The sequence below is a fragment of the Zunongwangia profunda SM-A87 genome (assembly GCF_000023465.1).
Taxonomy (GTDB): domain Bacteria; phylum Bacteroidota; class Bacteroidia; order Flavobacteriales; family Flavobacteriaceae; genus Zunongwangia; species Zunongwangia profunda.
In genome coordinates this window covers 1,386,418-1,413,185 of sequence record NC_014041.1, presented here as the reverse complement: position 1 = coordinate 1,413,185, position 26,768 = coordinate 1,386,418, and the positions used below count along the sequence as shown (strand labels likewise).

Annotated in this window: 27 protein-coding genes and 1 pseudogene; 9 read left to right on the top strand and 19 right to left on the bottom strand. The window is 35.8% G+C overall.

All coding sequences use genetic code 11. The annotated features are described in order from the left end of the window. Positions 1-56: 56 nt before the first annotated feature. From ltrA to xerA, 14 genes and pseudogenes are all read right to left on the bottom strand, one after another. Positions 57-1,208 (bottom strand): annotated as a pseudogene (gene ltrA, locus ZPR_RS06235) (group II intron reverse transcriptase/maturase); the annotation flags it as partial. 422 nt (positions 1,209-1,630) lie between these two features. Continuing rightward, the gene (locus ZPR_RS06230; protein ID WP_013070790.1) at positions 1,631-2,221 is read right to left on the bottom strand and encodes a RagB/SusD family nutrient uptake outer membrane protein; all 591 of its coding nucleotides are present in this window, start codon (positions 2,219-2,221) and stop codon (positions 1,631-1,633) included. 339 nt (positions 2,222-2,560) lie between these two features. Further along, positions 2,561-3,142, bottom strand: a complete 582-nt coding sequence (locus ZPR_RS06225; RefSeq protein WP_041578728.1) for a hypothetical protein — start codon at positions 3,140-3,142, stop codon at positions 2,561-2,563. 547 nt (positions 3,143-3,689) lie between these two features. Further along, positions 3,690-4,169, bottom strand: a complete 480-nt coding sequence (locus ZPR_RS06220) for a hypothetical protein (protein WP_013070788.1) — start codon at positions 4,167-4,169, stop codon at positions 3,690-3,692. A gap of 363 nt (positions 4,170-4,532) precedes the next feature. After that, positions 4,533-5,129 (bottom strand): hypothetical protein, encoded by a 597-nt coding sequence (locus ZPR_RS06215; RefSeq protein WP_041578726.1) that lies wholly within the window; start codon positions 5,127-5,129, stop codon positions 4,533-4,535. A 91-nt stretch (positions 5,130-5,220) separates the two neighbouring features. Then, complete coding sequence (locus ZPR_RS06210; protein WP_041578725.1) at positions 5,221-5,790, bottom strand: hypothetical protein; 570 nt, start codon at positions 5,788-5,790, stop codon at positions 5,221-5,223. A gap of 191 nt (positions 5,791-5,981) precedes the next feature. After that, positions 5,982-6,464 carry a hypothetical protein gene (locus ZPR_RS06205; RefSeq protein ID WP_148211661.1) on the bottom strand — a complete coding sequence of 161 codons (483 nt, stop codon included), beginning with the start codon at positions 6,462-6,464 and terminating at the stop codon, positions 5,982-5,984. Between the two features lie 136 nt (positions 6,465-6,600). Beyond that, the gene (locus tag ZPR_RS06200) at positions 6,601-7,068 is read right to left on the bottom strand and encodes a carboxymuconolactone decarboxylase family protein (protein WP_201765802.1); all 468 of its coding nucleotides are present in this window, start codon (positions 7,066-7,068) and stop codon (positions 6,601-6,603) included. Between the two features lies 1 nt (position 7,069). Continuing rightward, complete coding sequence (locus ZPR_RS06195; RefSeq protein WP_013070785.1) at positions 7,070-7,873, bottom strand: alpha/beta fold hydrolase; 804 nt, start codon at positions 7,871-7,873, stop codon at positions 7,070-7,072. 4 nt (positions 7,874-7,877) lie between these two features. Beyond that, positions 7,878-8,276 carry a nuclear transport factor 2 family protein gene (locus tag ZPR_RS06190; protein ID WP_013070784.1) on the bottom strand — a complete coding sequence of 133 codons (399 nt, stop codon included), beginning with the start codon at positions 8,274-8,276 and terminating at the stop codon, positions 7,878-7,880. A 63-nt stretch (positions 8,277-8,339) separates the two neighbouring features. Beyond that, positions 8,340-9,092 carry an AraC family transcriptional regulator gene (locus ZPR_RS06185; RefSeq protein WP_262507685.1) on the bottom strand — a complete coding sequence of 251 codons (753 nt, stop codon included), beginning with the start codon at positions 9,090-9,092 and terminating at the stop codon, positions 8,340-8,342. A 189-nt stretch (positions 9,093-9,281) separates the two neighbouring features. Next, entirely contained in the window at positions 9,282-10,307 is a 1,026-nt protein-coding gene (locus tag ZPR_RS06180) for a PD-(D/E)XK nuclease family protein (RefSeq protein WP_013070781.1), read from the bottom strand. Further along, the gene (locus tag ZPR_RS06175; RefSeq protein WP_041578723.1) at positions 10,308-10,526 is read right to left on the bottom strand and encodes a DUF6140 family protein; all 219 of its coding nucleotides are present in this window, start codon (positions 10,524-10,526) and stop codon (positions 10,308-10,310) included. A 130-nt stretch (positions 10,527-10,656) separates the two neighbouring features. After that, positions 10,657-11,784, bottom strand: a complete 1,128-nt coding sequence (xerA, locus tag ZPR_RS06170; RefSeq protein ID WP_013070780.1) for a site-specific tyrosine recombinase/integron integrase — start codon at positions 11,782-11,784, stop codon at positions 10,657-10,659. Positions 11,785-11,855: 71 nt separating this feature from the next. Between xerA and ZPR_RS06165 the strand changes: the two genes are divergently transcribed. Next, positions 11,856-12,224 carry a hypothetical protein gene (locus tag ZPR_RS06165; RefSeq protein WP_041578722.1) on the top strand — a complete coding sequence of 123 codons (369 nt, stop codon included), beginning with the start codon at positions 11,856-11,858 and terminating at the stop codon, positions 12,222-12,224. A gap of 114 nt (positions 12,225-12,338) precedes the next feature. Next, complete coding sequence (locus ZPR_RS06160) at positions 12,339-12,578, top strand: hypothetical protein (RefSeq protein WP_013070778.1); 240 nt, start codon at positions 12,339-12,341, stop codon at positions 12,576-12,578. 308 nt (positions 12,579-12,886) lie between these two features. Here ZPR_RS06160 and ZPR_RS22445 read toward each other — a convergent pair whose 3' ends face one another. Then, a complete protein-coding gene (locus tag ZPR_RS22445) occupies positions 12,887-13,279 on the bottom strand; it encodes a transcriptional regulator (RefSeq protein ID WP_013070777.1) in 393 nt (130 codons plus the stop codon). A 1,140-nt stretch (positions 13,280-14,419) separates the two neighbouring features. Between ZPR_RS22445 and ZPR_RS06150 the strand changes: the two genes are divergently transcribed. Genes ZPR_RS06150 through ZPR_RS06140 form a run of 3 tightly spaced genes read left to right on the top strand, consistent with a single transcriptional unit; the run spans position 14,420 to position 21,650 of the window. Next, positions 14,420-17,425 carry a SusC/RagA family TonB-linked outer membrane protein gene (locus tag ZPR_RS06150; RefSeq protein WP_013070774.1) on the top strand — a complete coding sequence of 1,002 codons (3,006 nt, stop codon included), beginning with the start codon at positions 14,420-14,422 and terminating at the stop codon, positions 17,423-17,425. A 10-nt stretch (positions 17,426-17,435) separates the two neighbouring features. After that, complete coding sequence (locus tag ZPR_RS06145) at positions 17,436-18,824, top strand: RagB/SusD family nutrient uptake outer membrane protein (protein WP_013070773.1); 1,389 nt, start codon at positions 17,436-17,438, stop codon at positions 18,822-18,824. Positions 18,825-18,839: 15 nt separating this feature from the next. Further along, positions 18,840-21,650, top strand: coding sequence for a M16 family metallopeptidase (locus ZPR_RS06140; RefSeq protein ID WP_013070772.1), 2,811 nt, complete (start codon positions 18,840-18,842; stop codon positions 21,648-21,650). Positions 21,651-21,704: 54 nt separating this feature from the next. On the opposite strand, the gene ZPR_RS06135 is transcribed toward ZPR_RS06140, so the two are convergent. The 4 genes from ZPR_RS06135 to ZPR_RS06120 all read right to left on the bottom strand — a co-directional run bounded on the left by ZPR_RS06135 (position 21,705) and on the right by ZPR_RS06120 (position 23,889). Further along, positions 21,705-21,983 (bottom strand): DUF6520 family protein, encoded by a 279-nt coding sequence (locus ZPR_RS06135; RefSeq protein ID WP_148211660.1) that lies wholly within the window; start codon positions 21,981-21,983, stop codon positions 21,705-21,707. Positions 21,984-22,062: 79 nt separating this feature from the next. Beyond that, complete coding sequence (locus ZPR_RS06130; RefSeq protein ID WP_013070770.1) at positions 22,063-22,488, bottom strand: MauE/DoxX family redox-associated membrane protein; 426 nt, start codon at positions 22,486-22,488, stop codon at positions 22,063-22,065. A 97-nt stretch (positions 22,489-22,585) separates the two neighbouring features. Further along, positions 22,586-23,497 carry a helix-turn-helix domain-containing protein gene (locus tag ZPR_RS06125; RefSeq protein ID WP_013070769.1) on the bottom strand — a complete coding sequence of 304 codons (912 nt, stop codon included), beginning with the start codon at positions 23,495-23,497 and terminating at the stop codon, positions 22,586-22,588. A 23-nt stretch (positions 23,498-23,520) separates the two neighbouring features. Next, positions 23,521-23,889, bottom strand: a complete 369-nt coding sequence (locus tag ZPR_RS06120) for a DUF7793 family protein (RefSeq protein WP_013070768.1) — start codon at positions 23,887-23,889, stop codon at positions 23,521-23,523. 303 nt (positions 23,890-24,192) lie between these two features. On the opposite strand from ZPR_RS06120, the gene ZPR_RS06115 reads away from it, so the two are divergent. The 4 genes from ZPR_RS06115 to ZPR_RS06100 all read left to right on the top strand — a co-directional run bounded on the left by ZPR_RS06115 (position 24,193) and on the right by ZPR_RS06100 (position 26,760). After that, entirely contained in the window at positions 24,193-25,011 is an 819-nt protein-coding gene (locus ZPR_RS06115; RefSeq protein WP_013070767.1) for an RteC domain-containing protein, read from the top strand. Positions 25,012-25,277: 266 nt separating this feature from the next. Beyond that, positions 25,278-25,556: a helix-turn-helix domain-containing protein gene (locus ZPR_RS06110; RefSeq protein ID WP_013070766.1), complete on the top strand. Its 279-nt coding sequence runs from the start codon at positions 25,278-25,280 to the stop codon at positions 25,554-25,556. Next, the gene (locus ZPR_RS06105) at positions 25,556-26,095 is read left to right on the top strand and encodes a hypothetical protein (RefSeq protein WP_013070765.1); all 540 of its coding nucleotides are present in this window, start codon (positions 25,556-25,558) and stop codon (positions 26,093-26,095) included. The genes ZPR_RS06110 and ZPR_RS06105 overlap by 1 nt, the downstream gene beginning before the upstream one ends. Further along, positions 26,092-26,760: an ATPase gene (locus ZPR_RS06100; RefSeq protein WP_013070764.1), complete on the top strand. Its 669-nt coding sequence runs from the start codon at positions 26,092-26,094 to the stop codon at positions 26,758-26,760. The genes ZPR_RS06105 and ZPR_RS06100 overlap by 4 nt, the downstream gene beginning before the upstream one ends. Positions 26,761-26,768 lie beyond the last annotated feature (8 nt).

Sequence of the window (26,768 nt, the reverse complement as noted above, 5' to 3'; positions counted from 1 at the left end):
ACAGCACCGTACGTGATAGTCTCCCATCATACGGCGCTTCCAGATTAACGGTACAATTAGTAAGGTTTTATATCTAAGACAGGTTTCCAATGCTCAAACAATTGTGGGTTAGTCTTGTACACATTTTTTAGCCATTTTCGAGCTTGCACTCTACTGCGCTTTCTGTACCTCCTAATCCATCTAACTATTTTCCTGTTTAACCAATACCATAGTCCACGGGTTGTCCATTTCGAATACTTGCAAAAATATTGATACCAGCCCCTTATCATAGGGTTGATTATCTGTGCCAGTTCTTGGATGGATCCCCGAAACTTTCTATTGACAACCTTCTTAAGTCTTCGCCTTGCTTCTTTCTTTGAGGCGTGGCTCATTACTGGAAAGTAAGTCAGTTTCCAACCATTTTTGGTTGGTCGTCTGAGGGGGCGGAACGTGTAACCGAGAAAATCAAAACTTGTATTCTTGTGACTTTCGCTGTGCACGTGATTCTTGCAATACACAATGTGAGTTTTCTCACTATTGAGTTCCAACTTACAAGCTTTCATCCGTTTAGAAACAGCCTCTCTAATGAAATATGCTTGTTTCTCTGATGTGCAATGTATGATGGCATCGTCGCAATATCGTTCGAAAGGCATATTGGAGTGATGGATTTGCATCCATTTATCGAATGCAAAGTGAAGAAATATATTGGCAAGTAGCGGACTAATGACGCCGCCTTGAGGAGTACCTTTTATTCTATCGGTGATTTCACCTTCTCTGGATACTCCTGTTTTCAACCACCTTCCAATATACATCAACACCCATTTCTCTTTTGTATACCTTTCTACTGCCTTCATCAGTAGGGTATGGTCAATGTTATCAAAGAATCCACGAATATCAAGGTCTACCACCCAACTGTAATAACCACATCTGGACACTGTTTTCTCCAGTGCCTGATGCGCACTTTTCCTGGGTCTGTATCCATAACTATTCTGATGAAAACTGCTTTCCACCTTGGGTTCTAAGTAACTTTTAATCACCTGTTGCGCAATGCGATCCGATACCGTAGGAATTCCGAGACTGCGAAAGCCTCCTGTTTTCTTGGTTATACGAACTTCCTTTACAACAGGCGGAAAATAACTGCCTGAGGTCATACGGTTCCAGATTTTATACAAATTTCCAGAGAGGTTCTCCCTAAAATTCTGTAAACTCTGTCCATCGACTCCGGCACTGCCCTTTTTCTTGTCATATTATCGGAAGATTTCTGAAAACTACTTGCATGAAAAACTTGCTCAAAAAAACGTTTCGAGATAAATATGAAAATAACCAAGGTATAACTTAAAAAAACTATTCCTTTAAATAAGATCGCTTCGGTCTCAAAACATTTTTCTACAATTTACTTAGAAAAAGTCTTATAGTAGTCTGCTTAAAATCTAAACCTGACTTATTTAATAATATTACACTTTACCAATAAAATATTACATAACAGAGTAGTTATTTATTTTCTTTAAAGAAATACGTAATCAATTAAAGAACAATTTTTTTCTCTAAAAAATTTAAGAAGTGGATAAGTCTTAAGGCAAATATCTTACTAAAAAGAAAAACCACCCAAGATTGGGTGGTTTTTTGAAGCTTTAAACTTTCTTGAATAATATTACCATCCAGGATTTTGCTCGCCGGCTAAACCAGGATTAATAAGTATATCATTAGTAGGAACACCCCATATAAACTTAGGATTACTAGCTTCAACTGATTTAGTATAATAGTTCGCTCCAGGTTGAAGAGGATCTGTATTCTGTGGATCTCTTCTAGTAAAACCTAAATCCCATCTACGTAAATCATCTAACCTAAAACCTTCAAACGCCAGTTCACGAGTACGTTCTTCTCTTACCGCATCAACTAAAGCGCTTCCTGACGCATCTACAGCACTTAAACCTCTAGCTTGACGTAGTTCATTCAAAGGAGCTAAAGCCTGAGACTCTGAAATGCTCAATGCAGCTTCCGCAGATATTAAATACATTTCAGCAATCCTAAAAACTTTTGGAGCTTGCTGGTAGTTAGTATTTGCACCTGTCCATAAATCTGGATTACCTGGATATTTATTTACCATAAATAAATCTGTATAAGTAATACTACTCATCACTATAGTATCATTCAGAAAATAAACATCTTTACGAATATCGTCATCTTCATATAAATCAACCATCCACTGAGTGGGTAAAAAATCTGGAGTAAAAAGATACATAATATTTAAAATTATGTAGCCTTTATTCAGGACGGGGCAGAATTAAGCACAACGGTCTCGTATAACCGTCAGTTACGGGTTAATATGCGTTAATTTTCGGTTTAGAACTGGCTTAGCAATTCCGAGTGGATTCGGACGAAGTCGAATCCGCCGTAATTGCGGTTATACATTGTGCCTGTTGCACAAGTTCTTTTTGAATCAAAATTCGAAATAAAAGTAGTTTTAAAGAATACGATAAATTTGAATAACAATAACTTATCTATTACGAAAAATCAGGATAATTCTCTTTTTTTAGAAATATAGGCTTGTGCAACAGTTACCATTGTTGTGAGCAGTATTTTATTCACAATATTCAGTCAGTTTTATGCTTTTTAATGCCTTAAAAAATTCAGTTTGCGTTGAGTCAGATAGATTATTTCCATAAAAACTCAAACTAGTTTTGTTAGAATTCGGTCCACCGCCTTTTAAGCTGTCAATGTAAATTCCACTTACTCCATATCCTTTATTTTTTGGCTTTATAAATTTAGCTATAAAGCAGTCAATACTGTCCAATTCGTATTCGTACTTAAAGTAATCTTTTGCGTCATATTCAGCGGTTAGAAAGTCCTCAATAACTAAATGCTTTACATTTTCTAATTGCTTTTTTTGCTTGTCACTAAATTCTGCATATTCAGATTGCTCAAATACCAACACCTCTGGGTTTTTAGTCAAATCAGGTGAGTACCAACCTAAATCAAAAATCAGCGTGTCGTTTTTGTCTGTTATCAATCCGCTAACATAGCTGTCAATTCCTTTTATTTTATATTCTGACCAACTTTTCGGAACTGTTATTTCAAACGCTCCGTAGTCAATCGTTTTGTTTTCCGACTTGTCACAAGATAAAATCAGAAGTGAAATTAGTATCGATAGCGTTTTTCTCATATTGCTCACAACGTGTTTATATATGGCAAGTAGCGAGCAAAAATGATTTATTTTCGATTCGTCACAAGCCAAAACTTTTGTGTTTTGATTTTTAATTTTAGTTCAAAAAGCCAAATCAAAAGATTTGGCGACTAACCAAATATACCAAAATTTACGATTTAGAAAAGATTTGGCTATTTGTTATATATGTTGTGCGTGTTGCCAACAGTACTTTTTTAGCATAAATGTAGTTAATCTATGGAAATTATTCCTTTCACATTAATTAAACGCCTCATAAAAATACCACCAGTTCCTGTAATATAATCGATAAAATATACTATTTTTGTCAAAGAAAAAGGCGAAGATTTTATCTCCGCCCTTTAATTGAATTACTTTCTAGTTGTTCTAGTTGTAATTCTCACAGTACGAGTGATTGTGATTTTTGGTCGAACCGTAATCACTCTTCTAACAACTTTTGCCATTTTAAAATGAGTTTAAGTTAGTGAAATTAAAGAATTGGACTTTCCAATTCCGTATAAAGGATACTGTTCAGAGTATCCTTTATTTTTTAAAAATCAAAAGTCTTGTTGTTTTTATTATTTTCTTTTGATGTATACATATATTCTTTTTTTATTTGTCCCTGTTCGTCCAACCATTCTTTTTTACCCCAAACTGTATCTTTAATAGAATTAGAGAAACGATGATTTGTTAAACTGTCAATTTCTCCCTTTGATAATGCAGAAGACAAAACAGCTGATATTCTTCTCTTTACAGATTTTTTATCCTTATCAGCATATGAGCTATATAGTTCATTAGCTATTTCGGTATTGTGAAGAAATCTATTTTTATTCTTTATAACTGTTAAAATATTTTCTATCCAAGTTCCATCATACTTTTCATTTGATACTTCTTGTAAATCTGTATCATACTCTGAATTAATATTAGATTTAGAACTTGATCTTTCGTAAGCTGATAACGCAGCTCTAAGACTACTAAGCTCTTTTTCGACCTCTGATATTCTTCTATTTAAAAACTCTTTAGTATCCATATTAATCATTTATCTGTTTTCAAAGATACAACTAAATATTAAAAAACAAACATAAAAAACAAACAAGAAATTTTTTGTTGTTAATAAGAATAGATTAAAAAAGGAATAAACAATTAGTTGTAGATTTAGTTGTCTTTAAATCAGCCACTTAAAGATCAGTGAGATTGTTGATAATTATTTTTGAAAACTAAACTAATAGTATAATATTGAAAGTGTTATGTATTGTTGGCAACGTGTTTGGCTATGGTTTCGTTGCGTGAAAATCCGCGAGGATTTTCCGACATAAACCGAAGATAGCAAATTTACGAGTACTTTCGGAGAGGAAAGTCAAAAGCAATGAACTATAGCCGGTGTTGTGCATTGTTATTCTTTCCAAATTCCAAATTCTTTTTTTATTGTATCTAAAAGTTCATTGAAATATATTAATTCATCTACGTCCGGATAATATTTTAAATAGCTTTCTGGATTCCCATAATCAACTTCGTGTAATTTTTTATTTGCTTTGATTTGAACTTTATAACCAACTCCATCCATAATCTCTTTAGCTCGCCACGTTAGCTGATATTCACCATCAACAAGCTCAACATTTCCACGTTCTCTCATTTTATATTTTATTTCAGACATATTTGGAAGGAATTGAACATTGGTTCGTAAAATACTATTCCAAACATACTCCATATCATTTTTCGATTTTAGAGTTTGCTTTTCAGTCTGCAGTTCTGCTTGTCCAGAAACCTTTGCGTAATGCTGGTAAAATTCCGCTTTCCATTTGTCCGATTTGTCCTTGTACATTCTAAAAAGGGAAGAATAATTTGTTATTCCGCCACCAGCATAGATTCGGATTTCAGAATCCAAAGTCAGAGAGTCAGATAGTTTTAAATCCGCATTTATTTTGCTTGTGTTTTGTGCATAAACACCAACTGAAAATAGAAAAATTATTAAAATTTGGATGTTCTTCATAATTATGCACAACGGTTTGCGGCTATACTTTCGTGCCGACCTCTCGAATATAACACTTTCGGCATGAAGTATAGGCGATGTTATACGCGTCCTATTTTTTCTGATGTTTAAGGATCAATGCCTTCATCATATCATTATTTTCTGATATTTCTTCAGACCTTATATCAGCATTATCAATTCGATCTTTCCCAAAATAAAACATGTCATTGTGATCATAATTTAAACACCAATTCAGAGATCTATCCCAAATAATGGCATCAGAACCAAAGAATAAGTCATCTGAATATTTAATGATCATTTTCCAAGTCAAAATAAATCCCCATTGTGGTTGATCAATCCAGAATACTTTCTGATCAAATGGAACCCCTAAAGTATATAGCCATTTTTTAACTTCTTGATTAGATGAAGCACCACTATAAAATTCTAAAGTCTTTTTGTAATGCTGTTCCATTTTTGGGATGTTACCAAGCTGTCTTTGGGTACTTTCAAAATTCCAAAGAAATTTGGCAGCTTTTGTTTCCAATGGTACAATTTGATCCTTAAACTCATCAGAAATAAATCCATCTTCATCTTCAAATTTCCATTTTAAGGGATGGGATTCAAATGGAACACAAAATTCTTCCACATTGTCAAGCGTTATTTCTGAAGTCATGTTTTTCATTGCGTATAACGGTTTAGCTATGAACAGTACGGGAGCAAACTAGCGCTTGCTTTCTGCCACGCAAGTAGCAAAATCTTATTGTTTTTGATATATTTTACTGTCCAGAGCAAAATCCAAAAGATTTTGCGGACATTATAAAAATACATAAACCATTGGTTTAAGCCCGAAGCGCGTATTGTTTATAGGTTTTGTTACCAACTGGCTTTTTTTAGTTCTATTCCTTTCACTTTTTTCAGTTTTCCATTTCTCTTTTTTTTGTATCCGTAAATAACTAATTTATTTCTGCGGATTTTGACCAGATGCCAATTTTTTCGATTGCCAATTTCAGTCAGAAGATAAAATCCACCATCTTTTTTAATTTTTCCACTCCGAACAATGCGGTTCCATTTGTTTTCTCGGTCGTCAAAGTCAGCTTTATAACCTGAAAAGTCCGTTTGGGTGTATGTCGAATCGCTATCTATTTTTATCTCCACAATTCCGTAATCGGTTTTCGGTCCTTTTATTTCTCCGCTCCAGATATAAAGTCCGTCAAGATTTTGTCCATATGAGTGAACTTGAAATGTTATAAAAATTATTAGGAAAATCGAATTTTTCAATAGTTTCTCAGCTTGTTGGTAACAGTCTTGTATATGGCTCGTAGCGAGTAAAAAGGTACGGACTTTTCGGTTTAGCACAAGCCAAATTTTTGTATTTTCTTTTTATCTTATAAACGCAAAAAGCCAAATTCAAAAATTTGGCGATTTGGCAAATATGCACTAACTTTGGGTTTGTAACTAATTAGCTATGAGCTATATACGTTGTTGTAAGCAGTTAATCCTGCGATGCTCGTTCTTTTAGCACATCTTTCAGCGCCAAAGTCCCATTCAATGCTGAAGGAAAACCAGCATAGACCGACATTAATATCATAATTTCAGAAATCTCCTCGGAAGTTACTCCAACGTTTAGGGCAGCGTTAATATGTACTTTCAATTGTGGTTCTACGTTTCCCATTGCTGCTAAAGCCGCAACGACTGCAATTTCTTTTGTTCGATTGTCTAAAATATCTCTACTGTAAACATCTCCAAAAGGGTATTCGATGGTGTATTTTGCTAAATCAGGCGATACATCTTTTAGGCTTTCAATAACGTTCACTCCTGCTTGTCCGTCAATTTCTTTTAATTTATCCCAACCTTTGTTGAAACGTTCTGTTTTTGTAGTGTCCATTTTTACTTGTTTTTCTGTTTGTCCAGACCCTTTGATTGCAAGGAATAGGATTACTAAAATTGTTAATTGTTTCATCTCAAATATTTATGACGAATTTTGAAATTGAATCCGTTAACGTTTCTGGTGTTTCTATCGGAATATGATGAGATGCATTGTCAATTATTTCAAATTGAGCCTGCTTAATTTCTGTTTTCATCATTTCAGAAAGGTCTAAAGGCGTGGCGTGGTCATCTTTTCCACAGACAATTAAAGTTTTGCATTTTATTCTATGAATTTCTGCAGAAATGTCCGTTCGGTTTAAAGTAGCAGCTTCTGTGGCTAATTTCAGACCAACTGGATGATGGCTCTGCATCATTCTTAATTCCTGAATGGCTTGAGAAGGAAAGTTTTTCAAAAAATATTCCGACACCACGTTTTTTTGGATTTGTTTTAGTAGGCTACTAATGTTTGTTTCATCTTTAGAATTCAAAATTTGAATTACTTCTTTCCAAAAAGGCAATCTATCTTTGTATTCTGCTTTTGCCGAAGTACCTATTAATACCAATCCACCTACTAAGTCTGGAAATTTTGTAGCTAATCGCATAAAGACCATTCCTCCTTGAGATTGCCCAATTAATATTGGTTTTTTAATATTATTGACTGTGATGAATTCATAAAAATCGTTTGCAATTTCGTCTAATGTCCATCCATTCTCTCCAAAAGAGGATTTGCCGTGACCAGGCATATCGAAAGAAATACAATGGTAACTTTTACTTAAATGTTCAAACTGATGTGAAAAAATGGTCTGGTCAACAAACAATCCGTGAGCAAAAATCAATGTTTTTCCAGCACCTTTTTCTTGAAAAAAATAATTACATAGTTCCGTTTTAAAATAAGACATAGAATTACTTTTTAAATGCTAAATACAGTGCATAGGAATCTTCCAAAATTTTATACGATGTTATTTTTCCATCTATAAGACCAAATTCTATAAGCCAATCGCTACTGACTAACCTTTGGTTTTCTTTAATGTAATGGGTGAAATTACCGATTGCAAAAACCAAATCTCCATCGCTAAAGTAATGGTTGATATTAAACTCTTGAGGTTCAAAGGTGTTTTGAAATTTTTGAAAAAAATCCTCTACCTCTTTTTTCCCTTTTCGTAAGCCTACGGTAGGCACATTATCTGAGCCTTTGACAGTCCAAGTAATTTTATCGTCTAATAGCTTAAAAGCCTCTTCTTTTTTGCCTGAGAGAAATTTATCGAAATAATCTTTTACGATTTTAATGTTGTTTGTTTCCATTCTAAAATTGTTTTTTGCAAAAATAGAATGACAGTAGTGTTAAGGTGTAGGACTTTTGAAGGTTTATCGGGTACTTTTGAAGTCCGAAGGTGAAAGGTTGGTCTTTAGTTTAAAAATTCGCGAGAAGTAAGAACTATCTTCAAAACCTAATTGGAAAGCAATTTCCTTGATTGACAAATCTGTGAAATACAGAAGTCGTTTTGCTTCGGTTATCTTTTTCTCTAAAATAATATTTTTTGGGTTTTGTCCATAATTTTCTTTGCAGAGTTCATTGAGTTTTTCGACTGTTAGATGAAGTTGGTCAGCATAATCTTTTACCGTAAGGTTTTGAGAAATGGTGGTGCCCACCAATTTCGAGAATTCTAATGTCGTTGTTGGCTTGGGTTTTATATTTTTCTTTAAATCGTTTGCCATTCTAGTTAAGTGAAGCAACAAATAATTAACTCCCGAAACAATCGATTTTTCTCCCAAGTTGTCGTTTAGTTTCGATTCTTCAATTAAATTTTCAAATATTGGTTTTAGAAGTTGGATGTTATTTGGTTTTAGGTCAAAAAACGGAATATTCATTATTTCTAACGGAAATTGGTTTATAAAATGTTTATCGAAAACCAAAGTGTAGCCTTTTGATTCATTTGAATATGACCAATTATGAACCTGTTTGGGTTGCATTAGAAAAATTCTGTTGGGAATGATTTTGTATTCCTCAAAGTCGATTACGTTTATTCCTGAACTTTTGGTAAACCAAACAAGTGAATAAAAATCGTGTCTGTGAGGCCAATCTACGTCAGCTCCCTCTGTTCCCTCAAATGTTCCAATGTAGAAAATATTTTCTTCTGGGACTGAGGTTATTATTTCTGATATGGAATATTCGGTTAGCAGGATGTTTGTTTTAATTGCTTACAACGGTTTGTGTATGGTTAGTGGCGGATTTCAAAGCACTTTACTTTCGGTTTTGCACTTGTTTTACTCAAATGAAAAGCGTTACAATTTAGTACTTAACCGCCATTAACTATACACGGTGTTGTGTGCAGTTATTTCTTTTTTGGTTTCGTTTATAAGTTTCATTAGTCCTTTTAAATTCTCAACTGTGGCTTGAAAATCCAAAAGTCCGTTTTCGTTTGTAAGTCGGTACTCAGAGTTCAATTTAGCAACTCCCATATATGCTCCTAAACGACCAAATTGAGAAATACTAATATTCAACTCTTTTGCCTTTTTATACAAATGTCTGCGATACAAATCTCTGACTTCTCTACGCTCATTTTCATTGTACGCATAGAGTTTGAACACAAATTTGTCTTGTTCTAATTGTAGATAATATTCAAATTCTTTTCCGTCAACTTTCGAGTAATTCCAATTCCACCAAAAGCCGAGAAAACCACCTGCTGCATTTGCAACATATTCCCAATTTCCGCCAATGTGTTTTTGAAGTTCAGAGTAGAAACCTTGCCAAGAATGCCAATACCATTCATTCAAAGGTCTAGTCAGGTAGCTTTTGATTTTCTTGTCCAAGTTGTCAAGGTTCTTGTAATAGTCCACAACTATGTCGTTTTGTTTTGCTTGTTCAGTCGAGTTGAAATAGTCTGTAAGAATAGAAAGCATTTTACTTCTTTGGAAAGGTGAAAAACCTGCTTCTTTAATATCGCAGTATTTTCCTTGTTCTTCCATTTTGAAGTAAACGAGCTTTATCTCAATGTCTGATTTTTCGTAATGCTTTTTAGAGAGTTCAGAATATCTGTTGAGTTGGTCTGAATGCTCTTTAGTCCCTTTTTTATCTTCTATTACAAGAAAATATTTGTTATTCACTAAAGCCCAAACGTCAATGTTGTTCCATTGTCTTCCTGCTTCTATGGTTTCAATTGAATAGGATTTGTCTTTGCCTAAAAGTTCTTGAACAAAGGAAATTGCACAAGCATTTAAAGAACTATCAATTTCTCGATAGTCTTTATCTGCCCATTGAATTAACCAAGTCAAAAAAGCATCTTGAGAAAGCTCAGAAGTTGCATAATCAAAAAGATTTGGTCGTGATTTCATTTAGTTAATTTTTTTCACGTCAAGATAAACTGTTGAAAGTCCACCGTTCTTCTTTATGTCAATTCCATACATTCTTTGAAACGCGTCAATAACTTCGTGTCCTCCATTTGTTGTTACTGGATTAGAATATCTTGAAGAAACGTCAACTGTCATACCTTTTTCAAGTCTAATTCCATTTGAATAATTGTTTTGTTTTACTGTAATTCTGAAAAGTGCCATAAATTTTTATTTTTCTGTTTTGCCTACTTCCGTTTTCAGTCTTTTTTCGGCTTATTCCGACTGCTGTGTTTTAATTGCACACAACGTATGTATAAACGTACCGGTACGTTTATTTCTTTTTTAGCGATGACTAATCTAAAGGATTTTTAATTGATTTAAAAGTATTCGTAGCTACATGGGTGTAAATTTCAGTGGTTTTAGTAGAACCATGCCCTAGTAAAACCTGTATCTTTCTAAGATCCACGCCAGATTCCAAAAGGTGGGTAGCAAAGCTGTGGCGCAGGATGTGCGGACTTATATTTTTGTTCAGTTTGGCCTTGCTAGAGGCGTTTTTGACCACCTTTAGTACACTCGCTCCGCTATATTGTTTTCCCGGTTGCCCTTCAAAAAGGTAGATTTCCGGTTTCCATTTTCTGTAATACTGTCGTAAATGGGCAAGGCATTTCTCAGATAAAATAGTAAACCTGTCTTTGTTGCCTTTACCTGCTTTAATTTTAATAAGCATGCGCTTACTGTCTATATCTTGAAGCTTCAGGTTTAAAAGTTCTGATCGGCGCAGACCGCTACTATACAGGAGTTCTACAATACAGCGGTGTTTGATATTATTAGTGTTTTCGATGATCGCAAATATTTCCTCTCTAGAAATAACTTGGGGTAGTCTGTGTTCCCGTCTGGGGCGCTCCATATCATAAAACCGGTTAGGCATCCCACAGACCACTTCATAATTAAATTTGATGGCATTTATAGCCTGGTTGATGTAGGAATTGGACTTATTCTCCTGTATCAAACTTTGCAGGAACAATCTAATCTCACATTCATCCAGACTGTCTATATCCCGCTGTGAATAGTGATTAATAAACTTTTCAAAGAAAGTGACATATGTTTTAATAGTACTAACAGAGTACCTTTTAAGCTCCAGTTTTAAAAGATAATTTTCTGGGCAACGGCGGTAACCTCCCGGTATATCACGGTTACGAAACCAGGAACTATCTATTTGGGCAGCTCCTGTTGTGGAAGGGCGATTGTTATAAAACCTGTTATAGTTGATCCATGCGACCCCTTTAAAGGTAATGAATATCTGGGAGCGGTTTGCCTTGGTATTGGGTAGATAGACCATCTTAAAATGGTCGCTCCATTTGGGGTTGTCCAGACTTTTAATAAGTCCATGGATGACCTTATCGGGTTGAAATTTAATCCCTATCATCTTTTGTTTACCGATCATTAAATGGTAGAGGCTGATGTTTCTAAAATAATCCATTTTCAATATTACCAGAAAATATTGATGTAAAGCGTATATTAGTCGCATAATATACGCTTAAAGATATTCGTATGAAAAAGTGTCCAGTTTGTGAATCTGTTATTGTCGGAAGAACCGATAAGAAATTTTGTTCAACAAAATGTAAGTCGATACATCAATATGAAATGCGACAGAAAAAAGAGGCTTTTTATTTTGAAGTGGATCGTCAATTGAAATTGAACCGAAAAATATTAAAAACTTACAATTACAAGGGGTATACTACGGTGCGAAAAACAGCACTTTTAAACGATGGTTTTAATCCCGATTTTTTCAGTCATTACTGGAAAAATTCAAGAGGGGATGTGTACTTCTTTGTTTATGATTATGGTTTTTTAGATTTAAAAAAATCAGGCAAAGATAAATACCTGATTGTACAATGGCAGGAATATATGAAGAAATAAATTATTATAACCTAATCATTACACTCTTGAATTTGAATTAATATTAGAAAATTTCGCTAATAGTAACAGATATTAAATTGCTTCATTATTTTTACTTTTAATAGATTTTTGATTATGAAGGTTTTGACGCTTTACCAATATAAACTATTATCAGATCATGAGCAATACGATTTATTATTTACCCAGGGAGATTTTTTAGATATGGTAATAGCGGGGAATTCTCGTTTTGCTGTTTACGCACTTTTCAAATTTTTTGTGGAAGTAGAATATATTAATAAAGAGAATAAAATAATTGCTCTTAAAAGTTTTGTGACCGGTGAAATTATGGATAAGTATACTGATCTTAATCTTTAAATCAATATTATCTACGTTCAATCGATAACATGAAAGGCAACCCTTAATTTATTTCAATTTTAATCACAATAAACAGATATATGAGTTGATTTTTTTAAAACTGCTTTAAACCCTAAACATGAGTAGTTAATCTCTTCTGTCCTTCAGGTTTTTAATATTTACTTTAAAAATTATAATACTGTCCAAGCTTTAGCTTGGACAGTATTTGTAATCATATCTCTATCTTCGGTCGCTCTCCGTCACCATACAAATAATTGAAAAGTTTACTTGGTTTGGGATTTATCGGATTAAGAGTGGTAGAATGGTTCTTAAGATTTGTTACTTTTAATTTTTGTACTCTCCTTCATAATAATAGTTTTAATAACTTCTGTTTCATAAAATTTAGAATAAGTACCATCTATCTTCAACTTAGGTACTTTTTTATATCTCAATTTTATTAACTGATCTTTTGGCAAACCATCGGGATACAAATCGTCTAAACTTTCAAAGTTGAATACTTCTTTAAGGATATTAATGTGACGTAGATTATACTTCTCAGGCTGATCTATTGCTTCACATTTACCTACGAATGTCTCCGAAAGCCCCATATTTTTACTTAAAGTTCTTTGTGACCAACCTCTTTCTAAACGAAAGTTCTTTACATTTTTAATTAATTCATATTCGATTTTATATATAGCGGAACTTTCAAAAACTTTACTCATAATTAAATTAATGTACCTTATTTTTGGTACTTTAAATTATATTTTTATATTTGTTTAAGCGATTTGATAATCATGGCTATTATTAGCCTTGATAAACGATGTTTTTTCGGCCTGTAAACAACCAATTTTCCACCGAGAAGACCGTGCTGATCGCCCCATGCTTAAAAAAGTTTTATACTTTTGCATATTGCATGCGGGTGGTCTCACGTTAACTTTAGGTGGAAGGACTTGCTAAGTTTCATTGAAATTTAGAAGTTCCGGGTTGGTTACCCACAGGTCTAAGGTGTGAGACTGCCCCTTGCTTATTTTAGGATATTTCATATTTACTTCGAAAAAACTTCGTTTACATAACTATTAGAATTATGAAAACGAGAACTACATATCCTACTAAACACCATAGCGGCATATTGCTGCATAAAGGTTTTTTCTCTTTTCATAACAGTAAACCACAGCCCCAATCATTACAACCTATTTCAAAAAACATCAAGCGTCCACCAGAATAATTTGGGCGTAGCCGCGGTCAAAATGCCCTGCCTTTTGCCCGGTATAACCGGCCTGGTGCCTTGGCAAACCACATAGGCATAGCACAGGGGTAACCATCGTATTCTTTAGTACTCGCAATGCTAAAAATACAGGGTTTTCCTTAGTTGTGCAAATCCAAAATTTGCCGATACAGGCAAGCTGGGCCGGTTTTTAAAAAATGAGTTGGAAAGTTTAAAAGTAGAAAGTGAAAATCAGGATGAAATTTTGAATTCTTAATTTGGAATTATTTTAGATTGAAAGAGGAGATTTCTCCATTCCACTACGCTACAGTCGAAATGACTATTGAAATTGGGAAATATGAAAGCGTAAAGTAGAAAGTGAAGTGTGAGAGGTGATAATCAAAACCAGGAATCAGTTCAAATCTTGGATATTAAATTTTGAATTATTTGGAGCTGTAAACCCTTAACTATAAACTATTAATATAACCCTTAAAACCAATAGCTATAAGAAAAAAAAACAAAACCACAACATTTGAATTAGCGCCGTATTCACGGGCTTTAAGCTAAAAAGAGCCTTCCCGAGATTAAGATTGCTGTCTAGTTAGGGAAGGCTATGGCTTTATGAACTATTAAAATAACAAAAAACCACAGCGAAATTATGAAAAATAATTACAAGTGCTGCAATATTGTAGTGCTAATACCCCTATTATCCTTTTTTTTTCAATTAGGTATCGTCCCGGCCTATGCCGAAAATCCCCTAGCCCAACAAATCATATCGGGAACTATTAGCGACCAGGAAGGCTTGCCCCTACCCGGCGTTAACGTGATCGTAAAAGGAACCTCAACCGGTACAATGACCAATCTGGATGGGAAGTATAGTATTACCGCCGCAATTGGCGATACTCTCTCCTACTCTTTTATGGGTTATACCACCAAAATACTGGTGGTCACTAATGATTTTAAGGGTGATATCCAATTACAACAAAACGCCGATGCACTATCTGAAGTAGTGATCAATGCGGGGTATTACATCACGACCGAGCGGGAACGAACGGGAAATATAGCAAGGGTTACCGGGGAAGATATCGAATTACAGCCGGTAACCAGTCCTATTGAAGCTTTACAGGGACGTATGGCCGGGGTAGAAATTGTTCAGCAAACCGGTGTGCCGGGAGCAGCCCCCACCATACGTATTAGGGGACAAAATAGTTTACGAACGCAATTAGGGAATAACGGTAACCTACCTTTATATATAATTGATGGTATGCCGGTAAACTCAGCTCCGGTGAGTTCCATTAATCAGTTTACCAGTACAACCGGAACCGATCCTTTAAATGGCATCGATCTCGCCAACATCAAAAGTATAGAGGTTTTAAAAGATGCTGATGCTACCGCGATTTATGGTTCCCGAGGTGCTAACGGGGTAGTGCTCATAACCACAAAAAATAAAACCTATACGGCTAAAGATGAGCTACAGGTGACTTTTTACAGTGGGTTTTCCCGAGTGGCCCATTTCTTAGACCTTATGGAGACCCCGCAATACCTGGCATTACGACGCAGAGCTTTCCTAAATGACCAGGTAGACCCCACCCCATCGAACGCCGAAGATTTAGTAGTATGGGATCAGGATCGCCAAACCAATTGGCAAAAAGAACTTTTTGGACATAGCGCGCCCATTCTAAATACCAATTTGTCTTATGCTGGTGGGAACGCACAAACGTCATTTCGGGCGGGTGCTTCTTATACCCGTCAGGGAAATGTTTTCCCTGGGGATCATCAATTTGAAAAAAAGACCGCAAATCTTAGTCTCCATCATACGGCCAAAGATGGTAAATTTAGCATGAATGCTTTGGTGAATTATGGCCTCACAGATAGTGATCTCTTTAGCAGTGCTAATTTTGTGGCCACGGCTTTAAACTTACCGCCCAATGCGCCCGCCTTATATAACGAAGATGGTAGCCTTAACTGGGCACAATCATCCTGGAGCAACCCGGTAGCCATATTAAAGAGTACCGGTGAAAACTCCACAAAAACGCTGGTGAGTAATCTTAATTTAGAATATAAAATGCTCCCCGGTCTCAGCCTTAAAAGTAATTTTGGTTATACCACGCTGGATAACGATAATATCAATTTATTGCCCATTCAAATTTCAGACCCCGCTATTTGGCACCGGGTGTCCAATCGGTCACAGCATTCACAAACCAACAGGGAGTCCTGGAGTATAGAACCGCAACTAAATTATACAACCAATATAGGCTCCCATCACCTTGACCTGATTTTAGGAACTACCTTTCAGCAAAATAAGAATCACCAGCTAAATTTATCGGCAACCGGTTATGCCAATCAACATCTTATCGGAAATTTAAATGCTGCTGATGCTGTAAGCGTAATTACCGATCAGGAAGTGATCTATAAATACCAGGCGATATTCGCCCGTATAGGCTATAATCTAAACAAAACTTACTTTATCAACCTTACCGGTCGGCGGGATGGATCTTCACGATTTGGAGCGAATAACCGCTTTGCTAATTTTGGGGCTATAGGTACGGCCTGGATTTTCTCACAATATCCTTTTATCACAGATCATCTACACTTTTTGAATTTTGGGAAACTTCGTGCCAGTTATGGTATTACAGGAAACGATCAAATTGGCGATTATCGCTATTTAAATACCTACGAAGCTACCCCGGGACCGGGCGGCCTGTACCCTACCCGCCTTACCAATCCTGATTTTTCGTGGGAATCGAACAAAAAACTGGAAGCCGCCATAGAACTTGGCTTCTTTGGTAACCTGCTTAACCTGGAGGCTAGCTGGTATCGCAATCGCTCTTCCAACCAGTTAGTGGGCTATACTTTACCGGCTATTACTGGGTTTACCAGCGTAGAAGCCAATTTCCCGGCCACTATTGAAAATTCTGGGATAGAGCTTGTACTATCGGGTGACCTCATCAAATCCAAAACATTTAACTGGCAGGCTTCTGTAAATATTAGTTTTCCTAAAAGCAAACTAATCGAATTTGAGGGAATCGAAGAAACTCCTTATGCTACCCAATATGCGGTAGGATATCCGTTGAACATCATGCGGTTCTACGCTTATGACGGAATAGATCCTGAGACCGGTTTTTTTAGTGTGGTTGATGTGAATGAAGATGGAAGTTATGATGATGAAGATCGTATGGTATTTAAAGATCTTAGCAGAACCTATTATGGTGGTTTTTCAAACCAAATATCGTTTAAAGGGTTTCACTTGAATTTCTTGTTGGAATTTGTAAAACAACAAGGGCTAAGTCATGATAGTGGAACCCCGGGCTTCCAAACCAATATCTTAGCTGACGGACGCTACACTATGGATGGCGCCCCGGTAACAAACTCCGCTCAGCAACCCACGCAGGCCATTACGGGCTTTCGCGCCTACAGGAATTATTTACAAAGCTCTAAAAGACCTGTAGATGCATCTTATGTGAGAATGAAAAGTATCAACCTAAGCTATACCCTACCTGAAAAGTTAATCCGGCAATTACCTTTTACACGGCTTAACCTATTCCTGCAAGGACAAAACGTGTTCACCCTTAGCGGTTATACCGGTTTGGATCCTCAAAACCCTAACAGTACAAACCTGCCCCAGCTACAGCGTGTTACTGCCGGGTTACAATTAACCTTTTAAACCTCATAAAATGAAAACACTATACCTAAAAGCCATTTGCATCATTAGCCTTATAAGCCTAAGTGCCTGTGAGGATTTTATAGCGGTAAACACACCTGATAATATGCTCGATACTCAGGCTGTTTTTTCTAATGAGCAAGCCGCACAAAGTGCCTTAAACGGATTGTTTAACCAGCTTTTCAATACCAGTTTTTCCAATGGTGGGGCACAATCGGTAAGTTATTTAACCAGCCTATCTGCCGATAATTTAATAGTAACCTCAACCACCCAGGATATTATAGAATTCTATCAAAATGATATTTCTACCACCAATAATTTTAACCTCATTCTCTGGTCGGGATGTTATAACATCATTTATCAGGCAAATTTATTGCTAGAAGGGGTAAATAACAACCAAAACCTGCCGGAACCATTAATTGCCAAAATTGAAGGTAGCGCCCGGTTTGTTCGTGCCTTCACCTATTTTTACTTAATCAATCTTTACGGGGAAGTTCCGCTTATTTTACAGACCGATTATCATCAAAATACGACCGCAAAAAATACAGCGACACCGTTAATTTACGATCAGATCATCTTAGATTTAGAACAGGCTTCAGCACTCCTGGCGCCCACCTATGAAGATAATGATAGAACGCGCATAAACCAATTTGCGGCGAAGGCTTTACTGGCAAGGGTACACCTGTTTTTAAATAATTGGGAAGCTGCAAGGTCATACAGTTCAGAAATCATTGCTGCCCATGACCAATATGAACTTTTGGCACAACACGACCAGGTATTCTTAGCCAATAGCCGCGAAGCGATCTGGCAAATTTCCCCGATTGGATGGGGAAATAGTTTTAGTCATACCCGCGATGGAAACCTCCTGATCAAAACACCTACCAATAGCACCCCAATTGCGCTATCAAAAGAATTTATAAATAGTTTTTATAAGCAGGATCTTCGAAAAGAGCATTGGACAGACAGTATTATGATTAATGAGGAGTATTTATATTATCCCTATAAATACAAGGTTCAGTATGATTACTCAGGGAATATTACCGAGTATTCCATGGTTTTACGCCTGGCCGAACAATATCTTATCCAGGCTGAAGCTAATATTCAACTGAATAAATTAGAGGAGGCCATTAATGGGATCAATGCGCTCCGGGAACGATCTGGCATTCCCAAAATTTCCAATGATTTAAGTAGTTCTCAACTGCTGGACACCTTATTGGTAGAAAATAGAAGAGAACTTTTTAGCGAATGGGGACATCGATGGTTAGCCCTAAAGCGCTACGACAAAAAGACTTCACTTAACGCTAAACCTAATACCAATTTTACGACCGATGCATGGCTTTACCCCATCCCCTATAGCGAACGAGTAAAGAATCCGAATTTAACCCAAAACCCTGGCTATTAAATTTAAATGATAATAATGAAAACACATAATGTAGCATACCTTGCATTTTCCCTGCTATGGCTCTCTTTTATTTTTCCTGTAAGTGGACAAACGATACCGGATAGTAAAACGCTAACGCCCGAACCCGTTATTGACACTCTTGCCAACGGGTTTACGTATATTATCCAACCCATCGCAGAAAACATTGAAAAAAACGAAATTCGATTGATCGTTAATGCGGGAAGCAATCAAGAGCGGGATGATCAATATGAGCATGCGCACCTTTTAGAGCATATAGCATTTAATTATTTAGAAAGTTATACCAATTTTAATTTCGACACCAATATTTTATCGGCACTGCAAATGAAGCAGAATGATATGCATGCCATCACCTTAAGAACGTCTACCTACTATCAATTTTCTTATCCGAAAACAAACGCAATAGCTTTAGATACCCTTTTAAATTTTGGATACGAAATCGCTTCAGGAAAGGTCGTGTTTCATAAAGAGCAGATTAAAGCCGAAAAAAAAGCGGTTTACCAGGAATACCTGTTGAAAGAACCTGAAAAGAATTATAGTTCACATAAAATATACAATACGCTTTTTAATTGTAACAAACCGGTAGTTCCACCAAATGAGTTTAAGGATAAACTGATGAATTCTTCAGATAGTGCACTTCAGGAATTTTATCATCAATGGTATAGACCAGATGTAATGACCCTACTACTGGTTGGAAAATTTGATGATCCGGATAAAATTGAAGCTAAAATTAGAAAGATATTTGAAAATATACCACTGGTAGGGAAAAAGCCGAGTTCCAGGGACTGTATTCAAAATTATATAGCAAATCCAGAAAAATTTATTGTGGAACAATCCCTGGACAGCAATGTATCCTTATCGAGGTTTCAATTTTATTTTAGTGAGCATTATAAGCATACGAGCGAGTGGGAAAAACTTCAAAAGGAAGAATTCTGGCATATTTTATCACCCATCATTCAGGACCGTTTACTAAAGCTTCAGCATAGATATACTATTGATTACTATTCGAATTTTATGCCTTATTACGATCTTTCTCAAAATAGTCTTTATATCCATACCCCACCCTCCTCTATTAAAAAAAATGTGGAAGATGTATTTGCTATCCTGGCGGGAATTAGTGAAAATGGAATTACCAAGACTGAGCTCACAACTGCTATACAATCTAGAAAGCAGTTTATAAGTGAGCCTCATCAATCTCCAGTATCGTTTTGGTCAGACTACTATATGAATCTTGTTATAAACGATAAGCCTACAAAGCAAAACTTAAAAAAGCGCCTATTATTTCTAAATCAATTAAAACTTAAAGATCTCTACGACTATGTAAAAACCTTGCGTTGGATTCCTAACAATATTTCGGTAATTATTCCCAAAACAGAAAATCGTGAAGACTATATAAAAGAAGATCTTCTTAGATTTATAAAAGAGGGAATAAAGAATCCAAGAGCTGTCCCTAAAATAAAAACACCTAAAAACCTTATCCCCCAGGAAGAACAGGCTAGATTAATCCCAGCCCAAATTATAGATCGACAAAACGGTGATTATGGAGAAGAAATCATCACCTTAGAAAATGGAGTGACCCTAATTTTAAAACAAAATAACCCCATTACCGGAAGGTTTAAAGATAAGATCATGATGCATGGTTTTAGTCCCCAAGGTAGTGCTTGTTTCGGGAGCCAAGATTACGAAGCCATTCTTTCCCCATTGATATTAAAAAATAGCGGGCTTGGTAACTACGATAAATTTGAGATCAATAATTTTTTGGAAACTACAAGTTTTAAGCATCACTACCGCAATTATATAACCCCCTATGAAACCGGATTCGAAGGCGCTTTTGCACCAGAGGATCTGGAAAATTTTCTACAAACCGTATATCTGAGTTTTGCGAGGCCTACACCAAAACCAGAAGCTTTTCTAGACTGGAAAATGCAGGAAGCTAAAGACCGGGTAAGAAACTCACGGCCCGGTAATAATTTTATGGATTTTATAGAGGAACAAATCGGTTATATTGGTATCCCACGAGGAATAAAACGCTATAAGGAAAGCCTTACTGTAGATTATTATAGGGCTTTAAAAAAATATGAACATTTACATGCGCATCCAGAGAAATATACTGTGCTGGTTGTTGGTCCCTATAACAAAGAAAAAATGCTCCCGTTGCTAAGGAAATACCTTGGAAATTTACCAAGTCAGACTTCCAAAGCATTTCTCAAATGTGATAATTACCTGCCTCACATACCTGAGAATAAGAACAGTCATTATAAATTTACCGAACCGGTGAAAAACACATATCTATCCATTAAATTCAGCATTCCAGATAAGCACATAGATTATAAAACTGCCCTTAATTTAGAATTACTTCAAACGGCTTTAAATTTTAAACTAAAACAACTCCGTTTTAATAACCACCTTGGCGTATACTCGGCAAGGGCCATCAAATCCATGCAACCAGAAACTGGAATGAGCAGTATAGAAATTTACCTGCAATGCAGTACCGATGATTTTGATAAGGTGCTTACCTCCTGTAATGAATTCTTCAGGGAATTGAAATCTGAAAGCTTAGACCCTGCAACAATAAAGGCTATAAAAAACGGGGCTGACTTGAAAAAATGGAAAGAACCTGCCAGAAATGAGAACAGTGAACTTATACAACAATTATATGATCATTACCAACATCAGCTCGCTATACCGTCAGAAGATATCATGCAATACGATATAGAATCTTTTTCAGCTAAGGATTTAAAAGATGTGGCTAAGATGTATTTTAATGAGAAATTTAAATGGACTTTTATCGGAAGCTCTGAAAACTGATCATAAATTAAACCCCGGAATAAAATTCCGGGGTTGCATAAAAAGATGATCTACCTAGTCCTCAATTTCATAAGGTAAACCTCCCGATCCTCCAGGTTTCGGAATGCTTAAAGCTTCATCCATATATACCTGGTGCACCGTTCCCGGATCATCAGTAAAAATCACTTCACACTGTGCCTGATTGCTAGAATTACAGGGATCGGTCTGTAATTGATAAGATGCTCCATCCCGTTCTACCCATCCGTTAGACTGTACATCTGCTTTCGTACTAAAGGCTAGTCCTACTGCCATTGCGATTGCCATAACCGGCATTAAAAACTTTTTGGTTTTCATAATCATTAAATTAAATTAAGTGCCTACTCTCTCTCAGGTTTTCGGCTTCTCCTGCATCGTCGCGCAACAATATTTTATGTTATTTTTTTCTATGAAGATATATTCCCAGGCCACTTAAGATGGTAAAGGCAACATTAAAAATAAGATGTTCGTCCCAGCTTAGTTTACTTATAATACCGCCGCAGGAACAGGGTACACTTTCACTAAAAAACAATATTGATCCTATATAAACAGTAAATAGAACCATCAGTAAAAATACCAGATACCACCCTGTTTTTAGCCATTTCCCCATACTAAGCAAGCCTGAAACAATAATTTCCAAACAGGGTATCAAAATGGATACGAATCGAGCAACTAAAGGATATCCTAAAATAGGACTGTTTAAAAGATCGTTATAAAATTTTTGATAATCGATCAGTTTACTTAATGCTGCATATAAAAACAACACGATAAAAAGAAAACGAATAGCGAGTTCAAGATTAAATTTCATCCTCTTTTTCATCATTTTATATCCATTTCATCTTCAATGGTATAAAACTGCATCATAATACTTAACCGATGGAGAAGTCAACTTGTCAATTTTATACAAATTGCATTAAATCTTACGACTTTCGAACAATATCCCGATATCGTTTAGGTGATATCTGTGTTATATTCTTGAAACGTTTTGAAAAATTAGGATAGGATCCGTAACCCATTTTAATAGAAATCTCCATAAGATTAAGTTCACTGTATTCGATTAAAAATTTACAACGCTCAATTCGTTGCCTGGCGTGATACTGAAACGGTGTACAGCCAAATAATTCTTTAAAGCCATTGATTATCTTATGGGTATTGGTCTGAAATTTCAGGGCCAGTTCATCAATGCTTACTAATGGTTCTTCAAGATGGTGTTCTATATACACCTGGATCTCCTTAAGTAATTTCTGATCCCATATGGAAAAGGTTTTAAGGGCAATATTGTTCGAAGTGACTAAGGCTATGTCTTTTGAGGTTTCTAATAAAAATGAGGTAACAATATATTCTTCCATTTTATCACTAATAAAACGTGAAACAACAGAATCTAAATCGATATTCACAAAGCTATCAAAATGATATTCAAGCTTTATAAAAAAAGACATTCGACGAGACTTTTTTAAAGATTTTATCTTTTTACGCCATTGTTTCCTAAAAGATTTTACCAGTAATATTTCAAAAGGTTTACCAACAAAATCTACTGCTTTCACCGATTTATTTCCAGGAGTATCATAACTTAATTTCTGAATTTTAAATTGGTGGTCCAGGACAAAATGAGCTGTCCGGATTTTTACAGCTTCGTTCTCACGGTTGATCCATAAAAATTGATTTCGGGTACGGTACAGTTCCTGAGCGGCCTGATTAAAGTAAGTTATGAGCGCTTCTAGCTCATCATTATAACGGCTACGCCTAATTTTATAGGCAAAATTACCTTTTGCAATTTCGGTAAGCAAGCGATAAATACCCTGTAAATTCTCCCTGTTAAATTCCCGCTCCATAATTCTAGTGTTTACAGTTTATGTCATTTGCAATAATCTTTTAAAAATTTTAAAGCTTGATACTTCTGGGTAAAAAACGCTGTAGGTATTTTGTGCATTAGGGTACGCATATAGAATTCCGCATGGCTTATCGCCACTGGTGAACCTGCATAAATGGCGATTGCGCTCATCAGCGTAGTTCCCTGGGCAGCAAAATAACGCCTTGCCATAGATGTAGAATCGACTACAGCAGAGAGATCGCAGAAAACTGGATATTCTTTAGCCTTCTGGAATAAAAGACGATCACTAGTGATTTTTTTGGCAATTTTTAAATCAATAATAATATTCTCCTTATAAACCATATGTAAAATACCACTATCAATCCAATAGGTGCCATACTTACCTTCAAACATAATTTGAACATTTTTTAGTTAAGAATGGTGAACCTTGCAATAAAATCCGCTAAGATTATTAGGTTAAGTGCTTATCAAAGATAAAATTTATCTCAAAAAATTACTTATCGATTTTTAAAGATGAATTGTCAATTTATTCAATTTAGGTTAAAATTTATCTGTAGCTAATGAAATTTAATAGAATTTGATATAGTTTATGGACATATAGGATCGCTATCAATCCTCAAACCCACAAATTTGAAACTAGCACAGCAACGCCACTATTTGTTATCCATAAATATTCAGCTCATGATCGAGAACATTATGTCGGCCTTTAGCGAAAACATCGATAACCTGATTCATTCCGGGGATTCCGATCTTAAAAAAGCGGAATCAGGGATACAGCTTTCCGTCAAAACCTTATCGAAACTTCAAAAACACGTGAATAAAGAGGATTTTGAAGATCCTCAGTCAGAAATAGACTTCTTTCGTAATATTAAGCCACTTCCCATGAGCTACCATATCTATTTCTCACAGATCCGTAATTGTGAAATTAACCTTCCTAAAATTGGGAATTCCCATAAAGTACGCTTTTTGGAGAAAGAGATTAAAAAAATCAATCAGTTCTTCTCAGAAAACAACAGCTTCGTAAGCTATATGGAACAGGGCCATACCTATTTGGATCACCTTTTCTTTAGTCGGCATGGAAAAAGGGATTTTTCATTCAATCCAAATATTCACTATTACCAATATCCAGAATTCTCTACGTCACACGATATGCTATGGTCACAGGTACAGGCCCTCTATCGTTACATCCATTATATTCGGGAGAAGTTAGAATTGATACAACCCGGAAGCAGTGGAGAATTCAGGGAACGACAGCCCAATCTATTGGTATGGTCTGGTACTAAAACAAGCCTGGTGGAAATTATCTATGCCCTTTACTTTAAAGGGGATATCAATCACGGTACCGTAGATTTAAAAACCATCGTCGCTGCCTTCGAAGATTTCTTTAATATCGAGATCGATAACTTCTATAAAACCTACGGAGAAATAAAATCACGTAAAGATCCGCGTACCAAATACCTCCACACTATTGCCGCAAAACTTGAGGCTAAAATGAATGAAGAAGATCATACATAGTTTTTCGTAGTTAACCGTTACTTCGAAAATTGCATCTACCATGTTTATTTGATTCCATTTCTTCTCAATACCTCTTTTCGCTACCTCAAAACAGGGCAATTTGTCCTTTTTCACAAGAAAAGTTAAATTTTTTCGTACTACGAACCATCTACCGAAAAAAATCCATTAAAGCCACGCAATTTTACAAAACGAAAGTCAAATCATGGAAAGGGCTGTCATTTAAAATCTATGAACCTTGACGGCCCTTTCTTTTAAAACATTCTATTATGCCAACATCTATTATTACCACCGACGATCTTCGGGAATTCAAAATGGAATTACTGGAAGACATTAAAGAATTACTACAAAGTCAAAATGGACAACCAACCAAGAAATGGCTGAAATCCACCGATGTTCTCGAACTGCTCAAAATCTCCCCGGGAACACTACAGAACCTTCGTATTAACGGCACTATTCCGTATACCAAAATGGGAGGTGTTCTTTATTATAATTACGCCGACATAATGGAAGTACTGGAAAATAACCGCGTACATCATAAATTCTGATGTTGGAAGAAATCAATTACATCAAGCATCTCAATGGTGTGTTTGAACACTTTTCTAAAGACAACCGATTGAACCCTACGCATATCAGCCTTTATATTGCTTTATTTCAACTATGGAACAGTAATTTTTTTCGACAGGAATTCTATATCAACCGCGAAGAAGTAATGCAGTATGCAAAGATTGGTTCTAAATCCACCTACCATAAATGCCTTAAAGAGTTGAGCTATTGGAGCTATATTGTGTATATCCCATCACATAACCCTTTTAAAGGAAGTAAAATCAAGATGTTCGATTTTGGGACAAGCTCTGGACAAGTAGTGAACCAAAGCTGTACCAATATCGAGACAAGTAATGAACAAGCAGTGGTATCTATAAATAAACATATACAAACTATGCAAAACACTAAAAACAAAAACAAACAGCGAAATTTTAAAAATTCAAATTTTCAAGATTCAAATGGGAACAAACAAATCGCAAGTGTACCATATCAGGACAACCTTAAGACGAGTACCGATAAAAATTATGATGACCCCCTATGAAATATAAAGCTCCACATATCATTACCGAAGGTGGCGTCGCCTACCAACTTGGAAAACTCCGCAACCACGAGATCCAGTATGATTTTAAAAAGATGCTTATCTATCTGGATGCTAAAGGAAAATTATTGTTTGGCAAAAAGTTTAAAATTCACTCTGAAGACCAAAGGATTTTATACAAGCTATGCTCCTATTTTATCAAAGACCGTGATAGTTGTGAGAAATTTGGAATTGATATTGAAAAAGGTCTTCTGATTTCCGGGCCGGTGGGCTGCGGTAAAACAAGCCTGATGAAATTGCTTAGGCATATGGTGCCGCACCAACGCCCCTATGAAATGATCCCCTGCCGAAATGTAGTGTTCGGTTTTAATCATTTAGGCTATAAAACCATTGAAGATTACGGGAATTCCTGTTTTTTCTGTTTCGATGATCTGGGCGTGGAACCTCCTGGCCGCTTTTATGGAAAGGATTGTAATGTAATGGGTGAAGTCCTATTATCCCGCTACGAGCTTTATTTAAACACTAAACGTAAAATCAAAACCCACGCCACCACCAATCTTAATGCACAAGAACTGGAAGAGCGTTATGGTAATCGCGTTCGTAGCCGTATGCGAGAGCTATTTAATTTGGTGGCTTTTGATAAGGAAAGTAGGGATAAAAGAAAGTAATTATGATT

Bases quoted from the DNA above. Each gene is read 5' to 3' on its own strand.
- ZPR_RS06190 (WP_013070784.1), bottom strand. From the start codon at position 8,276: ATGGAAACAAACAACATTAAAATCGTAAAAGATTATTTCGATAAATTT.
- ZPR_RS06215 (WP_041578726.1), bottom strand. From the start codon at position 5,129: ATGAAGAACATCCAAATTTTAATAATTTTTCTATTTTCAGTTGGTGTT.
- ZPR_RS06105 (WP_013070765.1), top strand. From the start codon at position 25,556: ATGTTGGAAGAAATCAATTACATCAAGCATCTCAATGGTGTGTTTGAA.
- ZPR_RS06160 (WP_013070778.1), top strand. From the start codon at position 12,339: ATGAAGGTTTTGACGCTTTACCAATATAAACTATTATCAGATCATGAG.
- ZPR_RS06210 (WP_041578725.1), bottom strand. From the start codon at position 5,790: ATGAAAAACATGACTTCAGAAATAACGCTTGACAATGTGGAAGAATTT.
- ZPR_RS06120 (WP_013070768.1), bottom strand. From the start codon at position 23,889: ATGTTTGAAGGTAAGTATGGCACCTATTGGATTGATAGTGGTATTTTA.
- ZPR_RS06225 (WP_041578728.1), bottom strand. From the start codon at position 3,142: ATGAGAAAAACGCTATCGATACTAATTTCACTTCTGATTTTATCTTGT.
- ZPR_RS06125 (WP_013070769.1), bottom strand. From the start codon at position 23,497: ATGGAGCGGGAATTTAACAGGGAGAATTTACAGGGTATTTATCGCTTG.
- ZPR_RS06130 (WP_013070770.1), bottom strand. From the start codon at position 22,488: ATGATGAAAAAGAGGATGAAATTTAATCTTGAACTCGCTATTCGTTTT.
- ZPR_RS06135 (WP_148211660.1), bottom strand. From the start codon at position 21,983: ATGAAAACCAAAAAGTTTTTAATGCCGGTTATGGCAATCGCAATGGCA.
- ZPR_RS22445 (WP_013070777.1), bottom strand. From the start codon at position 13,279: ATGAGTAAAGTTTTTGAAAGTTCCGCTATATATAAAATCGAATATGAA.
- xerA (WP_013070780.1), bottom strand. From the start codon at position 11,784: ATGGATTATTTTAGAAACATCAGCCTCTACCATTTAATGATCGGTAAA.
- ZPR_RS06150 (WP_013070774.1), top strand. From the start codon at position 14,420: ATGAAAAATAATTACAAGTGCTGCAATATTGTAGTGCTAATACCCCTA.
- ZPR_RS06195 (WP_013070785.1), bottom strand. From the start codon at position 7,873: ATGTCTTATTTTAAAACGGAACTATGTAATTATTTTTTTCAAGAAAAA.
- ZPR_RS06100 (WP_013070764.1), top strand. From the start codon at position 26,092: ATGAAATATAAAGCTCCACATATCATTACCGAAGGTGGCGTCGCCTAC.
- ZPR_RS06230 (WP_013070790.1), bottom strand. From the start codon at position 2,221: ATGTATCTTTTTACTCCAGATTTTTTACCCACTCAGTGGATGGTTGAT.
- ZPR_RS06200 (WP_201765802.1), bottom strand. From the start codon at position 7,068: ATGAAACAATTAACAATTTTAGTAATCCTATTCCTTGCAATCAAAGGG.
- ZPR_RS06180 (WP_013070781.1), bottom strand. From the start codon at position 10,307: ATGAAATCACGACCAAATCTTTTTGATTATGCAACTTCTGAGCTTTCT.
- ZPR_RS06110 (WP_013070766.1), top strand. From the start codon at position 25,278: ATGCCAACATCTATTATTACCACCGACGATCTTCGGGAATTCAAAATG.
- ZPR_RS06140 (WP_013070772.1), top strand. From the start codon at position 18,840: ATGAAAACACATAATGTAGCATACCTTGCATTTTCCCTGCTATGGCTC.
- ZPR_RS06175 (WP_041578723.1), bottom strand. From the start codon at position 10,526: ATGGCACTTTTCAGAATTACAGTAAAACAAAACAATTATTCAAATGGA.
- ZPR_RS06165 (WP_041578722.1), top strand. From the start codon at position 11,856: ATGAAAAAGTGTCCAGTTTGTGAATCTGTTATTGTCGGAAGAACCGAT.
- ZPR_RS06115 (WP_013070767.1), top strand. From the start codon at position 24,193: ATGTCGGCCTTTAGCGAAAACATCGATAACCTGATTCATTCCGGGGAT.
- ZPR_RS06220 (WP_013070788.1), bottom strand. From the start codon at position 4,169: ATGGATACTAAAGAGTTTTTAAATAGAAGAATATCAGAGGTCGAAAAA.
- ZPR_RS06145 (WP_013070773.1), top strand. From the start codon at position 17,436: ATGAAAACACTATACCTAAAAGCCATTTGCATCATTAGCCTTATAAGC.